Source organism: Streptococcus sp. 3705, from assembly GCF_013277145.1.
Lineage (GTDB): Bacteria > Bacillota > Bacilli > Lactobacillales > Streptococcaceae > Streptococcus.
In genome coordinates this window covers 26,748-53,075 of sequence record NZ_VMMJ01000001.1, presented here as the reverse complement: position 1 = coordinate 53,075, position 26,328 = coordinate 26,748, and the positions used below count along the sequence as shown (strand labels likewise).

General features: G+C 41.2%; 19 protein-coding genes. 17 read left to right on the top strand and 2 right to left on the bottom strand.

Going from position 1 to position 26,328, the window contains the following annotated elements; genetic code table 11:
* The first annotated feature begins 27 nt into the window (after window positions 1-27).
* The 15 genes from HT714_RS00200 to HT714_RS00130 all read left to right on the top strand — a co-directional run bounded on the left by HT714_RS00200 (window position 28) and on the right by HT714_RS00130 (window position 20,374).
* Window positions 28-2,787 carry an SIR2 family protein gene (locus tag HT714_RS00200; RefSeq protein ID WP_173226854.1) on the top strand — a complete coding sequence of 920 codons (2,760 nt, stop codon included), beginning with the start codon at window positions 28-30 and terminating at the stop codon, window positions 2,785-2,787.
* 16 nt (window positions 2,788-2,803) lie between these two features.
* Window positions 2,804-5,776: a DEAD/DEAH box helicase family protein gene (locus HT714_RS00195; protein ID WP_173226853.1), complete on the top strand. Its 2,973-nt coding sequence runs from the start codon at window positions 2,804-2,806 to the stop codon at window positions 5,774-5,776.
* Window positions 5,777-5,899: 123 nt separating this feature from the next.
* Window positions 5,900-7,513 (top strand): ribonuclease Y, encoded by a 1,614-nt coding sequence (locus HT714_RS00190; RefSeq protein WP_000404934.1) that lies wholly within the window; start codon window positions 5,900-5,902, stop codon window positions 7,511-7,513.
* A 138-nt stretch (window positions 7,514-7,651) separates the two neighbouring features.
* Window positions 7,652-8,278 carry a guanylate kinase gene (gene gmk / locus HT714_RS00185; protein ID WP_000775041.1) on the top strand — a complete coding sequence of 209 codons (627 nt, stop codon included), beginning with the start codon at window positions 7,652-7,654 and terminating at the stop codon, window positions 8,276-8,278.
* Between the two features lie 24 nt (window positions 8,279-8,302).
* Window positions 8,303-8,617 carry a DNA-directed RNA polymerase subunit omega gene (gene rpoZ / locus HT714_RS00180; protein ID WP_000979235.1) on the top strand — a complete coding sequence of 105 codons (315 nt, stop codon included), beginning with the start codon at window positions 8,303-8,305 and terminating at the stop codon, window positions 8,615-8,617.
* 65 nt (window positions 8,618-8,682) lie between these two features.
* Window positions 8,683-11,079 (top strand): primosomal protein N', encoded by a 2,397-nt coding sequence (locus HT714_RS00175; protein WP_173226851.1) that lies wholly within the window; start codon window positions 8,683-8,685, stop codon window positions 11,077-11,079.
* Between the two features lie 12 nt (window positions 11,080-11,091).
* The gene (gene fmt, locus HT714_RS00170; RefSeq protein ID WP_173226849.1) at window positions 11,092-12,027 is read left to right on the top strand and encodes a methionyl-tRNA formyltransferase; all 936 of its coding nucleotides are present in this window, start codon (window positions 11,092-11,094) and stop codon (window positions 12,025-12,027) included.
* Entirely contained in the window at window positions 12,020-13,333 is a 1,314-nt protein-coding gene (gene rsmB, locus HT714_RS00165; protein ID WP_173226847.1) for a 16S rRNA (cytosine(967)-C(5))-methyltransferase RsmB, read from the top strand. Before fmt ends, rsmB begins: the two co-directional genes overlap by 8 nt.
* A gap of 14 nt (window positions 13,334-13,347) precedes the next feature.
* Window positions 13,348-14,088: a Stp1/IreP family PP2C-type Ser/Thr phosphatase gene (locus HT714_RS00160; protein ID WP_173213045.1), complete on the top strand. Its 741-nt coding sequence runs from the start codon at window positions 13,348-13,350 to the stop codon at window positions 14,086-14,088.
* Window positions 14,085-16,064 carry a Stk1 family PASTA domain-containing Ser/Thr kinase gene (pknB, locus tag HT714_RS00155; protein ID WP_173226845.1) on the top strand — a complete coding sequence of 660 codons (1,980 nt, stop codon included), beginning with the start codon at window positions 14,085-14,087 and terminating at the stop codon, window positions 16,062-16,064. The genes HT714_RS00160 and pknB overlap by 4 nt, the downstream gene beginning before the upstream one ends.
* A gap of 114 nt (window positions 16,065-16,178) precedes the next feature.
* A complete protein-coding gene (locus tag HT714_RS00150) occupies window positions 16,179-16,937 on the top strand; it encodes a threonine/serine exporter family protein (RefSeq protein ID WP_173226843.1) in 759 nt (252 codons plus the stop codon).
* Between the two features lies 1 nt (window position 16,938).
* A complete protein-coding gene (locus HT714_RS00145) occupies window positions 16,939-17,379 on the top strand; it encodes a threonine/serine exporter family protein (RefSeq protein WP_000176930.1) in 441 nt (146 codons plus the stop codon).
* Window positions 17,380-17,548: 169 nt separating this feature from the next.
* Window positions 17,549-17,797 (top strand): hypothetical protein, encoded by a 249-nt coding sequence (locus HT714_RS00140; protein WP_173226876.1) that lies wholly within the window; start codon window positions 17,549-17,551, stop codon window positions 17,795-17,797.
* Window positions 17,798-17,927: 130 nt separating this feature from the next.
* Window positions 17,928-19,100 carry a hydroxymethylglutaryl-CoA synthase gene (locus HT714_RS00135; protein ID WP_173226873.1) on the top strand — a complete coding sequence of 391 codons (1,173 nt, stop codon included), beginning with the start codon at window positions 17,928-17,930 and terminating at the stop codon, window positions 19,098-19,100.
* On the top strand, window positions 19,100-20,374 hold the full coding sequence (locus HT714_RS00130; protein WP_173226841.1) for a hydroxymethylglutaryl-CoA reductase, degradative: 1,275 nt from the start codon (window positions 19,100-19,102) through the stop codon (window positions 20,372-20,374). The genes HT714_RS00135 and HT714_RS00130 overlap by 1 nt, the downstream gene beginning before the upstream one ends.
* A gap of 141 nt (window positions 20,375-20,515) precedes the next feature.
* Here HT714_RS00130 and HT714_RS00125 read toward each other — a convergent pair whose 3' ends face one another.
* The gene (locus HT714_RS00125; protein WP_000226009.1) at window positions 20,516-21,481 is read right to left on the bottom strand and encodes a LacI family DNA-binding transcriptional regulator; all 966 of its coding nucleotides are present in this window, start codon (window positions 21,479-21,481) and stop codon (window positions 20,516-20,518) included.
* Entirely contained in the window at window positions 21,462-22,916 is a 1,455-nt protein-coding gene (locus tag HT714_RS00120; protein ID WP_173226839.1) for a glycoside hydrolase family 32 protein, read from the bottom strand. Before HT714_RS00120 ends, HT714_RS00125 begins: the two co-directional genes overlap by 20 nt.
* 375 nt (window positions 22,917-23,291) lie before the next feature.
* Here HT714_RS00120 and HT714_RS00115 point away from each other — a divergent pair, with 375 nt between their 5' ends.
* Together HT714_RS00115 and scrK are read left to right on the top strand one after the other, a co-directional pair.
* Entirely contained in the window at window positions 23,292-25,178 is a 1,887-nt protein-coding gene (locus tag HT714_RS00115; protein ID WP_173226837.1) for a sucrose-specific PTS transporter subunit IIBC, read from the top strand.
* Between the two features lie 254 nt (window positions 25,179-25,432).
* Window positions 25,433-26,320 carry a fructokinase ScrK gene (gene scrK / locus HT714_RS00110; RefSeq protein WP_000164316.1) on the top strand — a complete coding sequence of 296 codons (888 nt, stop codon included), beginning with the start codon at window positions 25,433-25,435 and terminating at the stop codon, window positions 26,318-26,320.
* Window positions 26,321-26,328: the final 8 nt, after the last annotated feature.

The window sequence follows — 26,328 nt, the reverse complement described above, 5'->3', positions numbered from 1 at the left end:
AAGTGAATGATAGGACGGTCTTACAATATGGAAGAAAATTATAGTTTATCTGTATCTAAAATAAAGAAATCTATTAACGAAAATTCTTTAATCTTATTCGTTGGTGCAGGGATATCAGCTAATTCAAATTTGCCGACTTGGAAAGAATTAATTCGATCATTAGAAAATGAGTTGAACTTACCAGAAGAAAAAATAAAAGATCCCCTAAGAGTTGCTCAATATTATTATGATACTTTTGGAAAAAATCAGTACACAAAAAAGATTGAGGAAGTTTTCTTTAGTAAGGGTACAAGTAAACCAAATGAGTTACACAAATTAATAGAAAAAATAGCACCAAAACATATTATCACGACAAACTATGATTCACTTATGGAGAGTCAGTTTGAAAGTGGTTTGTTAAAGTATAATGTAGTCGCAGAGGATAAAGATATTCCTTATACGAGCTCGGAAAGGTATTTGATTAAAATGCATGGCGACTTCAATAAGAAGAATATCGTTTTAAAAGAAGATGATTACTTAGACTACACTTTGAATTTTCCGATGATTTCAACCTTAATACAGTCGCTGATAATGAACCATACCTTATTGTTTGTAGGTTATTCTCTAGGTGATTCAACTTTTAATTCTATATTTCGATTAATTCAAAATACATTTAAATTGGATGCTAAAAACGCTTATTTTTACACACCTGAAGAACCTCCAACAATTATCCGAGATTATTACAAAAAACAAGGAATTATTATTGTCTCTAACGGAAAACTTCTTGCTGAAGGAGTGGTGGAAGAAGGGAATAATTTATTCCTAAGGACAAAGGAGTTCTTAGAATCTCTATCTAAAAATAGAAATGGAGAAATAAATAATTCTAATGATTTATGGAATCAACTTGCTTTCTTAGATAGACTCAATTTTATTGATTCGAATGATTTTTCAAGATATTCCTATTTAAGAGGAAGGGCTTTAATAAGGAATGATGAATATCGTTGGCTTGGAAATGATAGAGTAAGATTTGAAATTCAGGATAATGAAGAATTACGAAATATAGTATGTAAAAAATCTCTTTTAACTCGTTTTTTGAATATAGATATTAATGAATCTAGAGATTTAAAAGTAAATAACTTTTTAAGTGAAGCTTTTAGAATGTATGAAGAAAAAAAATATTCTTTAGCAAAAGCAAAATTCAGAGAGTTAGCAAATACAGCGTTTCGTCAGAAAGACTATTTTAATTTTCTAGTGTGTGAATTTAATTTCAAGCATATTCCTACTCATTTTTTTGATGGAACAAAAGAATTAAGCTATGCTGCCCCTCTATATGATGGAGAGTTAAATGAATTAACTGAACAAATTATTAATTCGGTTACAGGGGATGAGAAAAGGATTATAGAATTTTTTAGAGATTCAATACTCAATCTCAATTTTTTATATCGAAAATTAGAAACGATTAATGAACTATTTGATAAAATTCGTGAAGAGCATGAAAGTTACAGGAGAGGAGGTTGGTCTTTTAATGATCATCTTTTTAATGCGGAATTTGCGATAAAAAATCTTTATAATTTTTTAAAATTAAATTGTTTATGTCTTGAACATTACCATATTTACAAATCAATTATTAATAGATATTTAGAAATATTATTACTCAGTTATGATAATTCATATGTAAATACTGAAAAAAGTATTTTTGATAGAACGGCCTCGTGTATTAGAAATCTTGATTTGGATGATGTTCAATTAATTCTTCCTAGTATAGATTTTAAGGTTGTAAATTTATATTTTAGAAACTATTCGTTTAGCAAAATAAAAGTTACTGATAAAGCGAAAGACTTCTTGTTGGAACGAATTATTCATCTGCAAAAAAGAGCTGAGACGACGGAGACGATGGAGGTTGAGAGTCATAGAGAGCTTAGAAATATGCTAACTTTTCTTCCTCTTATTGATGATATAGAAGCACATAGAATAGTGGATATTTTAGATAGTCAAACATTGTATTATAGTTGGAGTCAAGAAATTGAAGGACTTATTAAAATTGTTCTTGATAATAAAGACGATATTAAGAGTACTTTATTGCAATCTAGGATAGTTAATATTGTTAATAAACATTTAAATGACATTTTGGAGAATGATTTATCATCATATAATTCAGCGTATCCATTATATTCTCGGTTATTGGAATACTGTTCAACTGAAGAAGAAACTGCGAAAGTAGTGCTTGAAAAGCTAAATATAGATATTTTAAAAATTAAATATCAAAATAATGATGTTAAAGATATTATGGAGTATTCTGATTTGGTGTGTCATTTATTTAAAAATCTTGAAGAGGACATTAAACATGAAATTCTCGAACTTCTAAGCGCTTATGAGGATTCAGAAAACATAAATTACCACAAAGTAATCAAACTGATGCTTTATGAAGTGTATGATTTTCCTAAGATACAAAATCAAATATACCAGTACTTGATTAAAAGAATTAATGAAAATCAGGAGGATGGTGTAAAGAGTTTCCCAAATCCAAGAGAAAAATCAGTGGAAGATTTATATACTCTAAGTAGTGAAGGATATTTTTCTGATTTTGATATTTTAAAAGATATCAAAGTAGATATTAGAGGTCTTTATCCTGAAATAGATTGGACTTGGTACAGGGATAGAAGTGAGAATGTTATTCATCGTTTGTTGGAGTATAGAACCCCAAATAATATTAAAAGTAATTTTTCAAAAAATGAAGAAGATAATAAATTAATCGATGAGTATATTATAAAAAGTCTTGATGAAGAAAAAATCATGTTTAATAAATGATAGAAAGTGAGAAGCTATGGCAAATTTGGGCTTGAAGGAGCGCTATGATTTCCAACAGTGGATTATCAAAGATTTGAGAGATAAGAATGACTATATTCAGCGGGACGCTACTTGCTACGATCCTAGATTAGCCATGGATGTGGAACTCCTATGGAATTTTCTGATGGAGACCCAAGAGGAGACCATGGACTATCTCCTTAAAAAGCTTAGCAAGGAGACAATCGTCAATCTGATTAATAAAGAAATCGTCAAGGGTGGCTTTTTATTCGCCTTAAAAGAGGGTGTCTTTATTGAAAATAAACAACTTCGTCTTCTTTATCGTAAACCTGCGACTAGTTTTAATGAAAAGGCTGTTCAACAATACCAAGCCAATTGTCTATCTGTTATGGAAGAAGTGGTTTACGAGGAGAGCGACCGCATTGACCTTGTTATCTTTATCAATGGATTAGCACTATTTGCTATCGAACTTAAGTTTAATCCCAGTGGTCAGTCTGTACAGGATGCTATCAGGCAGCTCAAGGGACGCAATCCTAAGAATCGTCTTTTCCGTTTTGAACAGGGAGTCTTGGCTTCCTTTGCAGTGGATACCCTAGAAGTCTATATGACGACGCAATTGAAAGGACAAGAAACCTATTTTCTACCTTTTAATGTGGGGAAAGGGGAAGGTATTGAGATGGGAAGTGGCAACCCTCACAACCCTGATGGTGTCGATACAGACTACTTGTGGCTTGATGTCTTGACCAAGGATAGTATTCTCCAGTTAATAGAGAGTTTTATCTTTTTTGAGATGGATAAGCATAAAAAGAAGACCCTGATTTTCCCGAGATACCATCAGCGAAGAGCAGTTAGCCGTCTCCTAGAGGACATGAAAGTCAACCATACTGACAGTAATTATCTGATTCAGCATTCGGCTGGTTCTGGTAAAACCAATACCATAGCATGGTTGGCTCACAGCTTAGTTTCTCTTCATGATGATCAGAATCAAAACATCGTAGATACTGTATTAATCGTAACAGACCGTATCGTAGTTGACCGTCAATTGCAAGAAGCAGTCAAGGAAATCTCCCACAAGCCTGGAGTGGTCAAGGTAATGGGCGACAAAGAAACCTCCAGTGACTTAGCAGATGCGATTGCAGGAAATACAAAAATCATAGCTACGACGATTCATAAGTTTGCCCAAATCAACCAATCCAACTGGATGTCTGTAGGGAACACTGCGAAAAAGAAATTTGCCATCCTGATTGATGAAGCCCACAGTTCAACGACAGGATCCTATATGAGTTCGGTTAGTCAAGTCTTGACAGAAACAGATACAGAAGATGGAACTATCGATGAGATTCAAGAAGTAAGTGTTGCGGATGCTATCGAGCAGGAGATTGCTCGGACAGGTAAGCAGGACAATGTCTCAATCATTGCCTTCACCGCAACTCCCAAGGCGACAACTCTACAGCTATTTGGGACAACACAAGCAGATGGTTCTAAAGCTCCTTTTGATGTTTATAGTATGAAGCAAGCTATTGAGGAAGGTTTTATTCTAGATGTTTTAGATAACTATACGACTTATAAGACCTATTACAAGCTCAATAAAGCAGTTGAAGAAGATCCTGAGCTAAAAACGACTCTTGCTAAGCGTAAGATTGCAAAGTTTGTAGAATTATCTGATGAAAATATCAATCAAAAGGTTGAAATTATCATGGATCACTTTATCAGTCATGATATTATGGCTGAATTGGGTGGTCAAGGTAAGGCTATGATTGTGACTTCGGGTCGTGAGGCAGCAGTTAAGTATCAATTGGCCTTTCAAAAGTACTTCAAAGACCACAGTATCACTAGTATTGGATCCCTGATTGCCTTTTCTGGCAAGGTTGATTATCAAGGTAGTGAATATACTGAGTCGCAAATGAATCAGGTCAAGGAAGATTATTTGAAAGATCATTTTGATACGGAAGACTACCAAATCCTGATTGTGGCAAATAAGTATCAGACAGGGTTTGACCAACCAAAACTGGTTGCTATGTATGTGGATAAAAAGTTGCGAAGTGTTGCTGCGGTGCAAACATTGTCTCGTTTGAATCGTATCTATAGAGGCTACAACAAGAAGACCTTTATCCTTGATTTTAAAAATACTTATGACGATATTCGCTCAGCTTTTTCTCCCTACTACCGTGAGACTATTTTAGCAGATACAGTCACACCTAGCGATGTCTTGACCTTGGATCGGAAAATTGATGAGTATGGTATCTTGGACAGTAATGTTGTTCATGAGTTTAATCAATTCTTATACCAAGAAAAGAGAAACAGCAGAGAAAAGCAAAAGATGGTTTCTCTGTTAAATCAAGGTTATGATAGAGTTAGACGGTTTGATGAGAAAGAACTACTTTCTATTCGAAAGGTTATTCGAGGTTTTCTTAGAATGTATACTTTCTTGATTCAGGCAACTGCTTATCAAAATGAAGTTCTACACGAACGTTATAATTATCTGCAAAGTCTTGTCAAGATGATTGATGTTCGCATTGGAGGAGATGATTTTACAATCGCAGATAAGATCGTAGTGGACTATATGAAACATAAGCAAACAGGTTCTTTCAGGTCAGTTTCTGAATTGGAATATCATCCAGAGTTAATACTTACCAAGCCAAGTACTGGAGGTGTTACGACTGACCAGGAGAAGCGTTTATCTGAAATCTTAGATGAAATTAACGAACAGTTGGATTTGGGTATTGATCACCAAGTCGGTCTAAGTGGAGCGGTATCCATTCGTGAATTGATGAAAAAGAATCCGAGACTAAAGCAATCTGCTCGTGTCAACTCTAGAGAAGATTTCGTTTTTGCTTTTGAAGAAGAGATTGACAATGCTCTTATAGAAGGATACTCTCAGAGTCAAGATTTATTTGGTGCTCTATTAAATAATGATTCTTTCAAGAAGAGATTAGCAGATATATTTATTGATGATGTGTTCAAAAGTTTGAAGGGATCCGAAGAAGTGTAATCTTAAAATTCACGCTAATTTCCCCAAAACATATTCTATTTTAGGTTTGTGAAAATCACTTTTTTATGGTAGAATGTAAAAGAATGTATGTCATTCGGAATAACAATAAAATGAGGTAAAAACATGGAAATCATGTCGCTTGCGATTGCTGTTTTTGCCGTCATCATTGGTTTAGTCATTGGATATGTCAGCATCTCAGCTAAGATGAAATCATCTCAGGAAGCTGCAGAGTTGATGCTTTTAAATGCTGAACAAGAAGCAACTAATTTACGTGGACAAGCTGAGCGTGAAGCGGATTTACTTGTTAATGAAGCCAAACGTGAAAGCAAGTCTCTTAAAAAAGAAGCACTATTGGAGGCCAAAGAAGAAGCCAGAAAATACCGTGAAGAAGTGGACGCTGAATTCAAATCAGAACGTCAAGAACTCAAACAAATCGAAAGTCGTTTGACAGAGAGAGCTACTAGCCTTGACCGTAAGGACGACAATTTGACGAGTAAAGAACAAACACTTGAACAAAAAGAACAAAGTATTTCTGATAGAGCGAAAAACCTTGATGCGCGTGAAGAGCAATTAGAGGAAGTCGAAAGACAAAAAGAAGCAGAACTAGAGCGTATTGGTGCCCTGTCTCAGGCAGAAGCACGAGATATTATCTTGGCACAGACAGAGGAAAACTTGACCAAGGAGATTGCTAGCCGCATTCGCGAAGCTGAGCAAGAGGTCAAGGAACGTTCTGACAAAATGGCCAAGGACATCCTGGTTCAAGCTATGCAACGTATCGCTGGTGAATATGTAGCGGAGTCGACAAACTCAACAGTTCATCTGCCAGATGATACTATGAAGGGACGCATTATTGGTCGTGAAGGTCGTAACATTCGTACCTTTGAAAGTTTGACAGGGGTCGATGTGATTATCGACGATACGCCAGAAGTGGTGACCTTGTCAGGATTTGACCCGATTCGTCGTGAGATTGCACGTATGACTATGGAAATGTTGCTCAAAGATGGTCGTATCCACCCAGCTCGTATCGAAGAGTTGGTTGAGAAAAACCGTCAAGAGATTGACAATAAGATCCGTGAATACGGTGAGGCAGCAGCCTATGAGATTGGTGCGCCAAACCTTCATCCAGACTTGATGAAGATTATGGGACGTTTGCAGTTCCGTACTTCTTATGGACAAAATGTCTTGCGTCATTCGATTGAGGTTGCTAAGTTGGCTGGTATCATGGCCAGCGAACTTGGTGAAAATGCGGCTCTTGCCCGTCGTGCTGGATTCCTTCACGATATCGGAAAAGCTATTGACCGCGAGGTTGAAGGTAGCCACGTTGAAATCGGTATGGAATTGGCACGTAAGTACAAGGAACACCCAGTTGTGGTGAATACGATCGCTAGCCACCACGGCGATGTCGAAGCAGAAAGTGTCATTGCAGTGATCGTTGCTGCGGCAGATGCCTTGAGTGCAGCCCGGCCAGGTGCTCGTAGTGAGTCTCTTGAAAGCTATATCAAGCGTCTCCATGATTTGGAAGAAATTGCTAACGGCTTTGAAGGGGTACAAAATAGCTTTGCCCTTCAAGCAGGTCGTGAAATCCGTATCATGGTCAATCCAGGACAAATCAAGGACGACAAAGTCACAATCTTAGCTCACAAAGTTCGTGAGAAAATTGAAAACAATCTCGATTACCCAGGAAATATCAAGGTAACCGTGATTCGCGAGCTTCGTGCAGTAGATTATGCTAAATAAATAAGAAAGAGCAGTTGAAAAATTACTGCTTTTTTGTTACACTAGATAGAAAGACTGTAGAAGGATAGTTTGTGTAAAATGCTACTATCTGAAGGAAGATTTTATTTTATTTTTACAGACTGACTAAAAGGAGACACAATGGCAGACCGAGGCTTACTAATCGTTTTTTCTGGTCCTTCAGGGGTTGGCAAAGGAACGGTTAGAAGAGAGATTTTTGAGAGTTCTGAAAATCAATTTCAATACTCTGTATCGATGACGACACGCGCACAACGTCCTGGAGAAGTGGACGGTGTTGACTATTTCTTCCGTACTCGCGAAGAGTTTGAAGAGCTGATTCGTCAAGGACAGATGTTGGAATACGCAGAATATGTCGGCAACTACTATGGAACTCCTCTGACCTATGTCAATGAAACCTTGGACAAGGGAATCGATGTTTTCCTTGAAATTGAGGTTCAGGGTGCTCTTCAGGTCAAGAAAAAGGTTCCAGATGCTGTCTTTATCTTCCTGACACCACCAGATTTGGATGAATTACAAGATCGTTTGGTAGGACGTGGAACAGATAGTGCAGAAGTGATTGCCCAACGAATCGAAAAGGCCAAGGAAGAAATTGCTCTCATGCGTGAGTATGATTATGCGATTGTCAACGATCAGGTGCCCCTAGCTGCTGAGCGTGTCAAACGTGTGATCGAAGCAGAGCACTTCCGTGTGGATCGTGTCATTGGTCACTATCAGGAGATGTTACCAAAGTCTCCAACTACTCGATAAAATTTAGAAAATAGGTACAAGCAAATGATGTTAAAACCCTCTATTGATACCTTGCTCGACAAGGTTCCTTCAAAATATTCACTCGTAATCTTGGAAGCAAAACGTGCCCACGAATTGGAAGCAGGTGCGCCAGCAACTCAAGGTTTCAAGTCTGAAAAATCAACTCTTCGCGCTCTAGAAGAAATCGAATCAGGCAACGTAACAATTCATCCAGACCCAGAAGGGAAACGTGAAGCAGTACGTCGCCGTATCGAAGAAGAAAAACGCCGCAAAGAAGAAGAAGAAAAGAAAATCAAAGAGCAAATCGCTAAAGAAAAAGAAGATGGTGAAAAAATTTAAGGTTGGGGGGACTCAATCTTATTTTTTCTATTGCAAGAATCTACTGACAAGGAGGAGGTGAGAAGATGGCCATAGCTAAGATTATTGTAGATGTGCCCTTGATGCAGACAGACCAGCCCTATAGTTACAGAATTCCTGAGGAGTTTGAGGGAATGCTGGAAGTTGGGATGCGGGTTCATGTGCCCTTTGGTAAGGGCAATCGCCTGATTCAAGGGATTGTTCTTGGTTTGGAGTCCCAACCAGATGAAGAAGAGATGGAGCAATATTTAAAAGATATTGCAGAGGTGCTGGATTTTTCTCCTGTTCTCACGCAAGAACAACTCTGGCTGGCTGAGGAGTTACGCAAATCTGTCTTCTCCTATAAAATTTCCATCCTCAAGGCTATGTTGCCGGGATTTCTGAACTCCAGCTATGACAAAATTCTCTATCCTAAAGCAGGTCTGAGTCAGGAAGACCGAGAGCGCTTGTTTGGTTCAGAAGATTCGCTAGCCTTTTCTTCTCTGGATTTAGCTAAGCAAGCTGAAATGATGCGTTTGACTAGAAAAGGCTTGCTTGGTCTGGAATATCAGGCGGTCGATCAAAAGAAGGTCAAGACCCAGTCTTGGTATGAGGTTGACCTTGCTCAATTAGAAGGTGTAGAGATTTCTACACGTGCCAAGAAAAAGTTGGAATTGAGAGATTACTTGCTGTCTCATCCTGAGAGTGATTCCTTGGCTAGTTTGTTAGAGTCCTATTCGCGGGACCAAGTCAACTTCTTTGTGGAACAAGGTGCTGTTTCCATAGTCCAAAAGGAAGTTCAACGCTCGGCTGCTTATTTTGAAGGTATTGAGGCAAGTAGACCTTTGGAACTGAATCCAGAACAAAGACAGGCGCGTGATGCGGTTGTGGGTGCGATTGGCAGTCATCAGCCTCCCTTCCTCCTTCAAGGGATTACAGGGAGTGGGAAGACCGAGGTTTACTTGCAGATTATCCAAGGGGCCTTGGATAAGGGTAAAACAGCCATTTTGCTGGTGCCTGAGATTTCCTTGACTCCACAAATGACGGAGCGTTTTATAGCACGTTTTGGAGGCAAGGTAGCCATTCTTCACTCAGGCTTGTCTAATGGTGAAAAGTATGATGAATGGCGCAAGGTGGAACGCGGCGATGCCCAAGTTGTGGTTGGTGCTAGATCAGCCATCTTTGCTCCGCTGAAAAATCTAGGTGTCATGATTATCGATGAAGAGCATGAAGCGACTTATAAGCAGGACAGCAATCCCCGTTACCATGCCAGAGAAGTAGCCATTTTACGGTCTCAGTATAATCAAGCAGCTCTGGTACTTGGTTCAGCAACCCCTAGTCTGGAGAGCCGTGCTCGAGCTGGAAAAGGCGTTTATCAACATTTACGTCTGACCCAACGCGCCAATCCTTTAGCTACGATCCCTGAGGTTCAAGTGATTGACTTTCGGGACTATATCGGACAAAATGAGACGTCAAACTTTACGCCACCTTTGTTAGAAGCTATTCAGGACCGTCTAGCTAAAAAAGAGCAGGTAGTTCTCATGCTCAATCGTCGTGGCTATTCTAGCTTTGTTATGTGTCGGGAGTGTGGAACTGTGGATACTTGTCCCAACTGTGACATTTCCTTGACCTTGCACATGGATACCAAGACCATGAACTGCCATTATTGTGGCTTTTCGAAGGACATTCCTCAGATCTGTCCTAACTGTAAGAGTCGAAGTATTCGTTACTATGGGACAGGAACTCAGAAGGCTTATGACGAGCTGGCAGAACTCTTTCCCCAGGCCCGCATTTTGCGGATGGATGTGGACACGACTCGTAAGAAAGGTAGTCACCAAGCTCTTCTTGACCAGTTTGGAAGAGGAGAAGCAGATATTTTGCTAGGTACTCAGATGATTGCAAAGGGCTTGGATTTTCCCAATGTAACCCTAGTCGGAGTGCTCAATGCGGATACGGCCTTAAATCTGCCTGATTTCCGTTCTTCTGAAAGAACCTTTCAACTCTTGACCCAGGTGGCAGGCCGAGCAGGTCGTGCTGAAAAAGCTGGTCAGGTCCTGATACAGTCCTACAATCCTCAGCACTACGCTATTCGATTTGCCAAGGATCAGGATTACGAGGGCTTTTATACCTATGAAATGGGTATCAGACGACAACTTGGTTATCCGCCTTACTATTTTACCATTGGCATTACCCTTTCTCACAAGAAAGAAGAAGAGGTGGTCAAACGTGCCTATGAAGTCATGAACATTTTGCGGTCAGGCTTGTCTGAAACCAGTAACATCCTTGGGCCGACGCCGAAACCGATTGCTCGTACCCACAACCTCTATCATTACCAGATTTTAATTAAATACCGTTTAGAAGATGAGCTGGGGCCGACCCTCAACCAGGTCTTGGCCTTGACTCAAGAACGGGAAAATAGTGAGCTCCGTCTCAGCATTGACCATGAGCCGCAACAATTTTTATAAGAAGGAGAAGATATGACAAAATTAATCTTTATGGGGACACCCGATTTTTCAGCAACAGTCTTAAAAGGACTTTTGACAGATGACCGCTATGAGATTCTAGCCGTTGTGACCCAGCCTGACCGTGCTGTCGGCCGTAAAAAAGTGATTCAAGAAACCCCAGTCAAGCAGGCTGCCGAGGAAGCAGGTCTTCCTATCTACCAACCTGAAAAATTATCTGGAAGTCCAGAAATGGAAGCGATTATGAATTTGGGAGCGGATGGGATTATCACTGCTGCATTTGGGCAGTTTCTCCCAAGTAAACTCCTTGATAGCATGGACTTTGCGGTCAACGTTCATGCCTCCCTCCTTCCTAAACACCGTGGTGGTGCGCCTATCCATTATGCCTTGATTCAAGGGGATGAGGAAGCTGGTGTGACCATTATGGAAATGGTTAAGGAAATGGATGCAGGGGATATGATTTCTCGTCGCAGCATTCCGATCACAGATGGGGACAATGTCGGAACCTTGTTTGAGAAATTAGCGTTTGTTGGTCGTGATTTGCTTTTGGATACTCTACCTGCCTACATTGCTGGCGATATCAAACCTGAACCTCAGGATCCAAGTCAGGTTACTTTCTCTCCAAATATCAAGCCAGAAGAAGAAAAATTAGACTGGAACAAAGCCAATCGTCAACTCTTTAACCAAATCCGTGGAATGAACCCCTGGCCTGTTGCCCATACTTTTCTCAAGGGCGACCGCTTTAAGATTTATGAAGCCCTACCAGTAGAAGGTCAGGGAAATCCAGGTGAGATCCTCTCTATCGGCAAGAAAGAATTGATTGTCGCAACGGCAGAAGGGGCTCTATCCCTCAAACAAGTGCAGCCAGCTGGTAAACCTAAGATGGACATTGCTTCCTTCCTAAACGGAGTTGGACGTACATTGACTGTAGGAGAACGATTTGGTGACTAAAGTAGAAACGGATAGAAGTTTAGCCCTATCAGTGCTAGAGGATGTCTTTATCAATCAAGCATACTCAAATATCGCCTTAAATAAGCATCTCAAGGGAAGTCAACTTTCGGCAGCAGACAAGGGCTTGGTTACCGAGCTGGTCTATGGAACGGTAGCCCGTAAACTGACTCTGGAATGGTACCTATCACACTTTATCGAAGACAGAGACCAGTTAGACAGTTGGCTCTATGTCCTTCTTCTCATGAGTGCCTACCAGCTTCGCTATTTGGACAAAATTCCAGACCATGCTGTGGTCAATGAAGCAGTAGAATTGGCCAAAGTCCGTAAAAAAGGCAGTGAAAAATTGGTCAATGCCCTCCTTCGTCGTATTCTGCGTGAAGGCTGGCCAGATATTGCCAGCATCAAACGAAAAAACAAGCGTGACTCCATTGCCTATTCCCTTCCTGTTTGGCTAGTTGCTAAGCTCAAGGAAGAATACGGAGAGGAGCGAGCACAGGCTATTTTTGAAAGTCTCTTGGTGCGAAACAAGGCCAGTATTCGTGTAACAGACCTAAGTCGAAAAGAGGAAATCCAAACCTTGTTGGAGGCCAGTGATTCATCCTTGTCTCCTTCTGGATTGGTTAAGGAGCAGGGGCATTTTGCAGGCCATGATTTGTTTGCGGAGGGAGCCATTACCATCCAAGACGAGTCTAGTCAATTGGTTGCGCCAACTCTTGATTTACAAGGCAATGAGCAGGTTCTAGATGCCTGTGCGGCTCCAGGTGGGAAAACAGCCCATATAGCCTCTTATCTTACGACAGGTCAGGTTACGGCTTTGGACCTTTACGATCACAAGTTGGACTTAATCCAAGAAAATGCTCAACGTTTAGGAGTTGCAGATCGGGTTCAAACGCAAAAATTGGATGCCAGAAAGGTGCATGAGTTTTTTGGTCAGGATTCATTTGATAAGATTTTGGTGGATGCTCCCTGTTCAGGAATCGGTCTTCTGCGTCGAAAACCAGACATCAAATACAATAAAGAAACGGCAGATTTCGCGTCCTTGCAGGAAATTCAGCTAGAAATATTAGGTAGTGTTTGTCAAACACTAGGCAAAGGTGGTATAATAACTTATAGTACCTGTACTATTGTCTCAGAGGAGAATTTTCAAGTCGTTGAGGCGTTTTTAGAAAGTCATCCTGAGTTCGAGCAGGTAAAACTAGAACATGAATGTAAGGATATCATGAAAGACGGCTGTATCCTCATTACACCTGAATTGTATGGAAGTGATGGATTCTTCATCAGTCAATTTCGCAAGATATCGGATTAGGAAGGAACTGACACATGGAAATTTCATTATTAACAGATGTTGGTCAGAAACGAACAAATAACCAAGACTATGTCAACCACTATGTCAATAGAGCTGGACGTACTATGATTATTTTAGCTGATGGGATGGGAGGTCATCGCGCAGGGAATATCGCTAGTGAAATGGCGGTAACAGACCTAGGTATAGCTTGGGTTGATACCCAAATCGATACAGTCAATGAAGTGCGTGAATGGTTCGCCAATTACCTAGAAATTGAAAATCAAAAGATTCATCAACTTGGGCAAGATGATGCCTATAAAGGAATGGGAACAACTCTAGAAGCTGTTGCTATTATTGGCAATCAGGCTATCTATGCTCATATTGGTGATTCGCGTATCGGCTTGATTCGTGGAGAAGAATACCATCAGTTAACGAGCGACCATTCTTTGGTCAATGAATTGCTCAAGGCTGGTCAATTGACACCAGAAGAGGCAGAAGCTCATCCGCAAAAAAATATTATCACCCAGTCTATTGGTCAAAAAGATGAAATTCAGCCTGATTTTGGGACAGTGATCCTTGAGTCAGGTGACTATCTCTTGCTCAATAGTGACGGCTTGACCAACATGATTTCAGGCAGTGAGATTCGTGATATTGTAACCAGTGATATTCCTTTAGCAGATAAAACGGAGACACTTGTTCGTTTTGCTAACAATGCAGGAGGTTTAGACAACATTACGGTTGCCCTTGTTTCTATGAACGAGGAGGATGCAGAATGATCCAAATCGGCAAGATTTTTGCCGGACGCTATCGGATTGTCAAACAGATTGGTCGAGGAGGCATGGCGGATGTCTACCTAGCCAAAGACTTAATCTTAGATGGGGAAGAAGTGGCAGTGAAGGTTCTGAGGACCAACTACCAGACGGACCCGATAGCTGTGGCTCGTTTTCAGCGTGAAGCGAGAGCTATGGCAGATTTAGACCATCCTCATATCGTTCGGATAACAGATATTGGCGAGGAAGACGGTCAACAGTACCTAGCTATGGAATATGTGGCTGGACTTGACCTCAAACGCTATATCAAGGAACACTATCCTCTTTCTAATGAAGAGGCCGTCCGTATTATGGGACAAATCCTCCTAGCCATGCGTTTGGCCCATACCAGAGGAATTGTTCACCGGGACTTGAAACCTCAAAACATCCTCTTGACACCAGATGGGACTGTCAAGGTTACAGACTTTGGGATTGCAGTAGCCTTTGCTGAGACGAGTCTGACTCAGACTAACTCGATGCTGGGTTCAGTTCATTACTTGTCACCAGAGCAGGCGCGTGGTTCGAAGGCGACTGTACAAAGTGATATCTATGCCATGGGGATTATTTTCTATGAGATGCTGACAGGTCATATCCCTTATGATGGGGATAGTGCGGTGACCATCGCCCTCCAGCATTTCCAGAAACCACTGCCGTCAGTTATTGATGAAAATCCATCTGTACCTCAGGCTTTGGAGAATGTTGTTATCAAGGCAACTGCCAAGAAATTGACAGATCGTTATCAGTCAGTTGCAGAGATGTATGTGGACTTGTCTAGTAGCTTGTCTTACAATCGTCGCAATGAGCCTAAACTGGTATTTAATGATACTACTAAGGCGGACACCAAGACACTACCAAAAGTATCCCAGAGTACCTTGACTTCGATTCCTAAGGTGCAAACACAAAGTCCGAAGCCACAGACTGCGAAACCGAGTCAGCAGGTTTTGGAAGACAATTACGCAACCAAACCTGTTAAGAAACGGAAATTTAGAGTTCGCTATATGATTTTGTTGGCCAGCATTGTATTGGTGGCAGCTTCTCTTATTTGGATACTATCCAGAACTCCTGCAACCATTGCTATTCCAAATGTGGCAGGTCAGACAGTGGTGGAAGCCAAGGAAACCCTCAAGAAAGCCAATTTTGAGATTGGCGAGGAGAAATCAGAGGCTAGTGAAAAGGTGGAAGAAGGGCGGATTATTCGTACAGATCCTGACGCTGGAACTGGTCGAAAAGAAGGAACGAAAATCAATTTGGTTGTCTCATCAGGCAAGCAATCTTTCCAAATTAGTAATTATATCGGCCGTAAATCGACAGATGTTATCGCAGAACTCAAGCAGAAGAAGGTTCCTGAAAATCTCATTAAAATTGAGGAAGAGGAATCAAGTGAGAGCGAAGCAGGAACTGTTCTCAGACAGAGTCCAGCTGCCGGAACAACCTATGATTTGAGCAAGGCAACTCAAATTGTTTTGACAGTAGCTAAAAAAGCTACGACGATTCAATTAGGGAACTATATTGGACGGAACTCTACAGAAGTAATCTCAGAGCTCAAGCAGAAGAAGGTTCCTGAGAATTTGATTAAGATAGAGGAAGAAGAGTCCAGCGAAAGCGAACCAGGAACGATTATGAAACAAAGTCCAGGTGCAGGTATCTCTTATGATTTGAGTAAACCTACTCAAATCGTCTTGACAGTAGCTAAAAAAGTTACAAGTGTTGCCATGCCGAGTTACATTGGTTCCAGCTTGGAGTTTACTAAGAACAATTTGATTCAAATTGTTGGGATTAAGGAAGCCAATATAGAAGTTGTAGAAGTGACGAAAGCGCCTGCAGATAGTGCAGAAGGCATGGTTGTTGAACAAAGTCCTAGAGCAGGTGAAAAGGTAGACCTCAATAAGACAAGGGTCAAGATTTCAATCTACAAACCTAAAACAAGTTCAGCTACTCCTTAAAATCAGATGGATAATCAAAATAAGTAATCAATCTTTGTCATGATTTCGTGGCAAAGATTTTTTTTGAGTCCGGATTTGTGATAGAATAGAAGGAGTTGATAAAAGGAGGCAAGCATGGAAGAATCAAAAGAATTAAATGCCGTCATTGATGTGATTATGCTAGCGGGGACTATTCTCCTTAAAAGTGGCTCAGAAATCCATCGTGTAGAAGATACTATGATTCGGATTGCGCATTCGCAGGGGATTGTGGATTGCAATGTTCTTGCTATGCCTGCTGCCATCTTTTTCTCCATTGAAAATACCAATATTTCGCGCATGAAGCGCGTGACCTCCTCTTCTTATAACATCGAAAAAGTCTGCGATGTCAACCAGATTTCTCGTCAGCTGGTTGGGGGGCAGATTGATTTAGAAACAGCCTTTAAGCAATTGACGGCCTTGCAAGCCCAACCCCTTCCCTATACCAAGTTGCAGGTAACTTTAGCTGCGACCTTAAGTGCTCCTTTCTTTTCGGTTATGTTTAGTGGAAATATCTACGACGCACTTGGGGCAGGAGTGGCGACCTTATTTGGTTTTGCCTTTTCCCTCTATGTGGAAAAATTTATCCGAATTCCCTTTGTGACAGCCTTTGCTGGAGCCTTTGTCTTTGGGATAATTGCCCAGTTTTGGGCTCGCTATACAGGCTTTCCTTCAACGGCAGATTTGATTATAGCTGGTGCGGTCATGCCGTTTGTACCAGGTATTGCCTTGACCAATGCGGTTCGGGATATCATGACCAACCACATAAACTCTGGTATGAGTAAGATGTTTGAATCCCTGCTCATTACCCTTGCTTTAGGGGCAGGAACTTCTGTCGCCTTGGTATTGATGAACTAATATGACACTAACAACCTTTTTATTACAAGCAGTAGCAAGTCTTCTTGCCATTATCACTTTTCTAATCGTACTCAATGTGCAACGCTCTATGCTCTTACCAGGAGGAATTTTGGGCATGGCTGTCTGGCTGATTTATCTCTTGCTCAAGGAACCGACCAATGTTATTGTGGCTACTTTTATTGCAGCCATTATCGGTTCTTGTGTCAGCCAGATTTTAAGTATTCTTTATAAGACCCCTGCTGTAGTCTTTATCTTGGCCATCTTGGCACCTCTGGTTCCGGGTTATCTCTCCTATCGGACAACTGCCTTTTTTGTGACGGGGGATTACAGTCATGCCATTGCTAGTGCAACCTTGGTTGTTATGTTGGCTTTGGTGATTTCCATTGGAATGGCTAGTGGAACAGTGATTCTCAGACTGTATCATTATATAAAAACACATTGAGCATTGGGGAATTTACAGAAATAAAAGAATTTTCTGAAAAATGAAACAAATGCATTGACAACGCTTTCTCTATGTAGTATTCTATATATAGAAAGGAGGAAAAATCATGAAAAAATTACTATTTTCCTTATTGTTTGTAAGTCTACTGACTTTGTTGTTTATCCCAGTCATGGTTTCTAGTTCGAGCTCAGAGTTTCAAAGTGGATTGCAAGAGAATCAGTTCATTGCCGAAAAGGTTAGTAAAACACTTGACAAGACATTTGATAAGGATATCAGAGAAATTCCTACTAGTCAATTTTATCAAGAATTTGTAGATGAGATGGGAAGGACTTACTCAGGAAATTTAATCCTCCAGGAACTGATAACTGAGAATGGGGCTTATAAAGCTACTTATGTTGGTGAACTCTCTAGCAACTGATCATTCTTTAAAATTATGACCAATAAGAGGCTTGATTTGGTGAATCAAGTCTTTTTTCTCTCTTTTACTACCATTTGTGATAAAATAGTACTGAACGATTTTTTACATGAATGATAAAACAGAGGTAAATATGACAATCGGTATTGATAAGATTGGTTTTGCGACCAGTCAATATGTCTTGAAGTTACAAGACTTAGCAGAAGCGAGGGGAATTGACCCTGAAAAATTAAGCAAAGGACTCTTACTCGAGGAATTGAGTATTGCACCCTTAACTGAGGATATCGTGACCTTGGCGGCCAGTGCTAGTGACTCTATTTTAACTGAGCAAGAAAGACAAGAAATCAATATGGTCATTGTGGCGACTGAGTCAGGAATTGACCAGAGTAAGGCTGCAGCTGTCTTTGTGCATGGCTTGCTGGGTATTCAGCCCTTTGCTCGTAGTTTCGAAATTAAAGAAGCCTGCTATGGAGCGACAGCTGCCCTTCATTATGCCAAATTGCATGTGGAAAATTCTCCAGAGTCCAAGGTCTTGGTCATTGCCAGTGATATTGCCAAATACGGTATTGAAACTCCAGGAGAACCAACTCAAGGTGCCGGCAGTGTGGCTATGTTGATTACACAAAATCCACGCATGATGGCCTTTAATAATGACAATGTAGCTCAAACCCGTGACATCATGGATTTTTGGCGTCCAAATTACTCGACAACTCCTTATGTAAATGGTGTCTATTCTACCCAACAATACTTGGATAGTTTGAAAACGACTTGGCTTGAATACCAAAAACGCTACCAGCTTACTTTGGATGATTTCGCGGCGGTTTGCTTCCACTTGCCTTACCCTAAATTAGCACTCAAAGGCTTAAAAAAAATCATGGATAAGAGCCTGCCTCAAGAGAAAAAGGACCTCTTGCAAAAGCACTTTGACCAGTCTATTCTCTACAGTCAAAAGGTGGGGAATATCTATACAGGTTCTCTCTTCCTTGGGCTTCTATCTCTCTTGGAAAATACAGATAGCTTGAAGGCTGGGGATAAAATTGCCCTTTATAGTTACGGAAGTGGAGCCGTAGCTGAGTTCTTTAGTGGTGAATTGGTTGAAGGATACGAAGCTTATCTGGATAAAGACCGTTTGAATAAGCTCAACCAACGAACTGCCCTGTCTGTTGCTGACTATGAAAAAGTCTTCTTTGAGGAAGTAGACTTAGATGAGACAAATTCTGCCCAGTTTGCTGGCTATGAAAATCAAGATTTTGCCTTGGTTGAAATTGTTGACCACCAACGCCGTTATAGCAAGGTTGAAAAATAATGAAGATAAGTTGGAATGGATTTTCTAAAAAATCATACCATGAGCGCCTTGAGCTGTTAAAAGCTCAGGCGCTCCTTAGTCCTGAGAGACAAGCGAGTTTGGAGCAGGATGAACAGATGAGTGTGACTGTCGCAAACCAGCTGAGTGAGAATGTAGTGGGAACTTTTTCTCTGCCTTATTCGTTGGTTCCAGAGGTTCTCGTTAACGGTCAGGAATACACAGTTCCCTATGTGACAGAAGAACCCTCAGTGGTTGCTGCGGCCAGCTATGCCAGTAAAATCATTAAGCGTGCAGGCGGTTTTACTGCGCAAGTCCATGAGCGTCAGATGATTGGGCAGGTAGCTCTTTATCAAGTTGCTGATCCTAAACAAGCGCAAGAGAAGATTGCCAGCAAGAAAGCAGAACTCTTAGAGCTTGCCAATCAAGCCTATTCTTCTATCGTTAAACGTGGAGGTGGGGCGCGTGATTTGCATGTAGAGCAGATAAAAGGCGAAACAGACTTTCTCGTTGTGTATCTCCATGTCGATACCCAGGAAGCCATGGGTGCTAATATGCTCAACACCATGCTGGAGGCCTTGAAACCAGTCTTAGAAGAACTGAGTCAGGGACAAAGTCTTATGGGAATCCTGTCTAATTACGCGACTGATTCTCTGGTGACGGCAAGCTGTCGCATCGCCTTTCGCTACTTGAGCCGCCAAAAGGATCAAGGACGAGAAATTGCGGAGAAAATGGCTTTGGCTAGTCAGTTTGCACAGGCTGATCCTTACCGAGCAGCTACTCACAATAAAGGGATTTTTAATGGTATTGATGCCATTTTAATTGCTACTGGTAATGACTGGCGTGCCATCGAGGCTGGAGCCCATGCCTTTGCTAGTCGAGATGGACACTATCAAGGTCTTAGTCAATGGACGCTGGACCTGGAAACAGAAGAATTGGTTGGTGAGATGACCCTACCCATGCCTGTAGCGACCAAGGGTGGCTCTATCGGTCTCAACCCTCGTGTAGCCCTCAGTCATGAGCTACTGGGAAATCCTTCTGCCAAAGAATTAGCCCAGCTTATCGTGTCTATCGGGCTTGCCCAAAACTTTGCAGCCCTCAAAGCCTTGGTGAGTACAGGCATCCAGCAAGGCCACATGAAATTGCAGGCCAAATCCTTAGCACTCCTCGCAGGTGCTAGTGAGTCTGAAGTTGCTCCCCTAGTCGAGCAGCTTATCGCAGATAAAACCTTTAACCTAGAGACTGCCCAGCGCTATCTAGAAAATTTAAGATCATAAAAAAACTCAGACAGATTGTTCTGAGTTTTCTTGTGCTTATACTCTTCGAAAATCTCTTCAAACCACGTCAGCTTCGCCTTGCCGTACTCAAGTACAGCCTGTGGCTAGCTTCCTAGTTTGCTCTTTGATTTTCATTGAGTATTAAATACTTTTTCCTGGTAATAATGTAACTGGTAAGAAGTAACCGGTTGTTGCGACTTCTTTGCCTTCAATCTTTTGCAAGAGGAGGTCAACAGTGAGGCAGGCAATCTCTTCCAAAGGTTGCTTAATAGTAGCCAGTTGAGGATAGTAATTCTCGATAAAGTAGGTCCCATCATAGCCGATGACCTTGAGCTCTTCAGGGACAGAAATGCCCAGCTCCTGAGCGATTTTAATGACCAGAATAGCTGTTAAGTCATCCGAAGCGAAAATGGCATCTGGTTTTTGTCGAGTCAAGATATTCTTGATTTCCATTTCTTTTCTTACAGGAGAAAAGTCACTGGAAACATTGATAATAGGAGCTTTTGGGAGAACAGATGCAAAGCCAGCGTGGCGCAGTCCGGTAGGCGAATTGGAATTGTCATTCCCTGTAATCATGATGATAGATTGGGCGCCTGTCTTAACCAAGGTCTGGGCAGCAAGGACCCCACCAGCATAGTTGTCAGAGGAAACGACAGGAATGTCTGGTGACAGATTTCGGTCAAAGGAAATAATTGGTGCCGTCACACGATTGTAGTCTTCGATTCCCAAGTTGTGACTACCCGAAATGATGCCGTCCACCTGATTGGCTTCGAGCATTTCGATGTACTCGCGTTCCTTTTCAGAGTCATGCTCACTGTTGCAGATGATGGTCTTGTACCCATTTTTGAAGAGTTGGTGTTCCAGCTTATCAATCAATTCTGCATAGAAAACGTTGGAAATGTTGGGGAAAATCAAGCCGATTAACTTAGCCGATTTTCCTTGCAGACTACGAGCTAGGTTGTTGGGTTTATAGCCCAATTCCCGCATGGCTTCATTGACTTTTTGAATAGTTTTCTCAGAGAGATACCCTTTTTTATTGATAACCCGAGAAACGGTAGTAGGACTGACGCCTGCAAGTTTGGCGACATCAGTTAATTTTGCGACCATAATCTAATTCATAGTAAGTTCCAGTTGGGTTTCCAGATTTGATGAGGATACCATTTTGGTCCGCATGTGGGAAGACACGACCAGAAAATACTTTTTCTCCTTTATTGATGAAAATTTCAAAGACAGAGTTATCGATGAAGATTGTAGCAGTAGTAGCTTGATTGTCGATAGGGCAAGAACGTGTAGTTCCAAATTCTTGGGCATACTGTTCTCCAGCTTGGCTACGATCTACTGTCACTTGACCATTTACAAGGTCAAAGTTGATGGAAAGTCCCTTGCCTTCTTTATCAGCAAGTAAGACAATCTCACTCTGGCTATTGGCTTCTAATTTTAGTTCGAGTTCGTAAGTGTTCTTGGTTTGGGCGCGGTTAGAGAAAGGTTCTTCAGAAGCACGAAGGTCCTTGATAGCTGCGACTGGGTATTGGTAGAGTTTGCCGTCTTTGATAGTGAGTTCCTTGACCAAAGAGAAGGTTCCTTGGTGGTCAAAACGGTCAGAAGGGTAAGAAACATCTGGCAAGCCAAGCCAGCTAACAGCTAGAGCGCGTCCATCAGGAGCGTTGAAGGCTTGAGTTGCATAGGCTTCGAAACCATAGTCCATATTTTGAAGTTGAGACACATCTACCATTTTGGCATTTTCAGGGTCAAAGGAAGCCCCAATCTTAAACATATTTGGATAGATATTGTCGTAGTCTAGAACTTTCTTATCCAATCCTTGTGGGCAGTAGAGAAGGACAGGTTGCTCCCCGACAAAGACCAGATTTGGACATTCCATCATGTAGGCAGTACGGTCGTTAGCAAAGTCAAGGTCACCAACCTCCTGCCAGTTTGTGTAATCGTTGTCTACAGCCTTATAAAGACGAACGAAGCCTTTTTTCTCTAAGTCCTGACCACCGACGATAGCATAGTATTGACCTTTAAAGTTAAAAATTTGTGGGTCACGGAAGTGGTCAGTAGAGTCTGCTGGCTGGTCAATCAAGATCTTGTCAATCTTGGTAATCTTGCCATCCTTATCCATCAAAGCCCCAATCTGGTAAGGGTGACGGATCCAGTTTTCATCACGGACATTTCCTGTATAAAATAAGAACAAGTTATCCCCAAACTGCATGGCAGAACCAGAGTAGGCACCGTGGCTATCTAATGGAGTGTCAGGCAAAACTTTGACTCCAGTTTCTCTAAAGTGAACCAAATCCTCGCTTTCCAATTGAACCCAAGATTTCAAACCGTGGGCTGCACCAAAAGGAAAGTTCTGATAAAAAACAACCCACTTCCCATCAAAGTAAGAAAAGCCATTTGGATCGTTGAGAAGTCCTGTTTTTGGCTCAACATGGTAATGAGTATGCCATGGAGATTGTGCCATATTTTTCTTAATATTTTGAATTTCTTCTTGCGTCCAATCTTGATAAAGTCTGTAACGACGTTCAGTTGTCCATTCCATTCATTCATTCCTCCAATAATCTTATCACTTTTAATAGTAACCGTTTTCGGTAAAAAATGCAAGCCATTTATGTTAAAAAAGAGAAAAACCTATCAAACGTTTATCATAAAAAGAAACCAGAAAATCAATCATCTATCTACATAAAATTGAAAGAAAGTGAAACAAAACCCTTTTTAACTCACATTTTAAACTATTTTTTTAAAGAATCTCTTAAGAAACCCTCAAAATCTATCAAAAAAAGACCTTACTCTAAGAAACAAATATTTTTTCTGCAAAACGCTTGACATATTTTTGAAAGATGATAAAATAATACTCGTAGGGCGAGTAAAATCGCTTTCATACAAGAATAAATTTTTTATAAGGAGATTTTTGCAAATGAACAATCAGGAAATTGCAAAAAAAGTCATCGATGCCTTGGGCGGACGTGAGAATGTTAACAGTGTAGCTCACTGTGCAACTCGCCTCCGTGTTATGGTAAAAGATGAAGGAAAAATCAATAAAGAAGTGATTGAGAACTTGGAAAAAGTTCAAGGTGCTTTCTTTAACTCAGGTCAATACCAAATCATCTTTGGTACTGGTACAGTTAACAAAATGTACGATGAAGTTGTTGCGCTTGGTTTGCCAACATCATCTAAAGATGACATGAAAGCAGAAGCTGCCAAACAAGGGAACTGGTTCCAACGTGCTATCCGTACTTTCGGTGACGTTTTCGTTCCAATCATCCCAGTTATCGTAGCGACAGGTCTTTTCATGGGTGTGCGTGGTCTTTTCAACGCTCTTGAAATGCCACTTCCAGGTGACTTTGCAACTTACACACAAATCTTGACAGATACAGCCTTCATCATCTTGCCAGGTTTGGTTGTGTGGTCAACCTTCCGTGTATTTGGTGGAAATCCAGCTGTTGGTATCGTTCTTGGTATGATGCTTGTTTCTGGCTCACTTCCAAACGCTTGGGCAGTTGCTTCAGGTGGTGAAGTGACTGCTATGAACTTCTTCGGATTTATCCCAGTTGTTGGTTTGCAAGGATCTGTTCTTCCAGCCTTCATCATCGGGGTTGTCGGAGCTAAATTTGAAAAAGCTGTCCGCAAGGTTGTTCCAGATGTGATTGACCTCTTGGTAACACCATTCGTGACACTTTTGGTCATGTCTATCCTTGGACTCTTTGTCATCGGACCAGTCTTCCACGTTGTTGAAAACTATATTCTTGTCGGTACAAAAGCAATTCTTGGCTTGCCATTTGGTCTCGGTGGTTTCTTGATTGGTGGGGTTCACCAATTGATCGTCGTGTCAGGTGTGCACCACATCTTCAATTTGCTTGAAGTTCAATTGCTTGCTGCTGACCATGCTAACCCATTCAACGCTATCATCACTGCGGCTATGACAGCTCAAGGTGCTGCGACTGTTGCGGTTGGTGTCAAAACTAAAAATCCAAAACTAAAAACACTTGCTTTCCCAGCTGCTCTTTCTGCCTTCCTCGGTATTACAGAGCCTGCTATCTTCGGGGTGAACTTGCGCTTCCGTAAACCATTCTTCCTTTCATTGATTGCTGGTGCAATCGGTGGTGGATTGGCTTCAATCCTTGGGCTTGCTGGTACTGGTAGTGGTATCACTATCATCCCTGGTACAATGCTTTATGCAGGTAATGGACAACTTCCACTATACCTTCTTATGGTAGCTGTATCATTTGCCCTTGGTTTTGCTCTTACTTACATGTTTGGTTATGAGGATGAAAAAGAAGTTGCTACTGAAGTAGAGACAGAACGTTTGGTCCAAGAAGAAACAACTGGTAACATTCCAGCAGCTCTTCAAAATGAAACACTTGTAACTCCTATCGTCGGTGACGTTGTAGCTCTTGCTGATGTCAATGACCCAGTCTTCTCAAGTGGAGCTATGGGACAAGGTATCGCTGTGAAACCTAGCCAAGGTGTGGTCTATGCACCTGCTGATGCTGAAGTTTCAATTGCATTTCCAACAGGACACGCTTTTGGTTTGAAAACAACTGATGGTGCTGAAGTTTTGATCCACGTTGGTATTGACACTGTATCTATGAATGGTGAAGGTTTTGAAGCAAAAGTTGCTCAAGGTGACAAGGTTAAAGCGGGCGATGTTCTTGGAACATTTGACTCAAACAAAATCGCTGCAGCTGGACTTGATGATACAACAATGGTTATCGTTACAAATACAGCTGACTACGCTTCAGTAGCTCCAGTCGCAACAGGTTCAGTTGCTAAGGGGGATGCTGTGATCGAAGTGAAAATCTAATACTCTTCGAAAATCAAATTCAAACCATGTCAGCTTCGCCTTGCCGTACTCAAGTACAGCCTTCGGCTAGCTTCCTAGTTTGCTCTTTGATTTTCATTGAGTACAATATTCCCTCTCACAATGAAAACGAACAAATGACATGTTTGTTCGTTTTTGCTTGAATGGTAAGATTTACAGAGGAAAATCTAAAAAATAGAGAAATTTAGACTTTCGAAATATGCTATAATAAAGAAAATAAAAACAAGAGGTTTATCATGACAAAATTATATGGAAGCTTGGAAGCGGGCGGTACAAAGTTTGTTTGTGCTGTCGGTGATGAAAACTTTAACGTTGTAGAAAAAACACAATTTCCAACAACAACTCCAATCGAAACAATCGATAAAACCATTGAGTTCTTCTCAAAATTTGACAACCTTGCTGGTCTTGCAGTCGGTTCGTTTGGTCCGATTGATATTGATAAAAACTCAAAAACTTATGGCTTTATCACAACGACTCCAAAACCAAACTGGGCAAATGTGGACTTACTTGGTGCCCTTCGTCGCGCCCTCAACGTGCCAATGTACTTCACTACAGACGTAAACAGCTCTGCTTATGGTGAAGTGGTTGCCCGTAATAATGCTGGTGGCCGTATCGAAAACTTGGTTTACTACACAATCGGTACAGGTATCGGTGCAGGTGTCATCCAACGTGGTGAGTTTATCGGTGGTGTGGGTCACCCTGAAATGGGTCATTATTATGTTGCTAGACACCCAATGGATATTGAAAAAGAATTCAACGGTGTTTGTCCTTTCCATAAGGGATGTCTGGAAGGCTATGCAGCTGGTCCAAGTTTGGAAGCTCGTACAGGTGTACGTGGGGAAAACATTGAACTCAACAACCCTGTTTGGGATGTTCAAGCCTACTATATCGCTCAAGCTGCGGTTAATGCAACAGTGACTTTCCGCCCAGACGTGATTGTCTTTGGTGGAGGGGTCATGGCTCAACAACACATGTTGGACCGTGTCCGTGAGAAATTTACATCTCTTCTTAATGGCTACCTACCAGTACCAGATGTGCGTGACTACATCGTCACTCCAGCAGTCGCAGGAAATGGTTCTGCTACTCTTGGAAACTTTGTCCTTGCAAAAGAAGTTTCAAAATAAAGCACAAA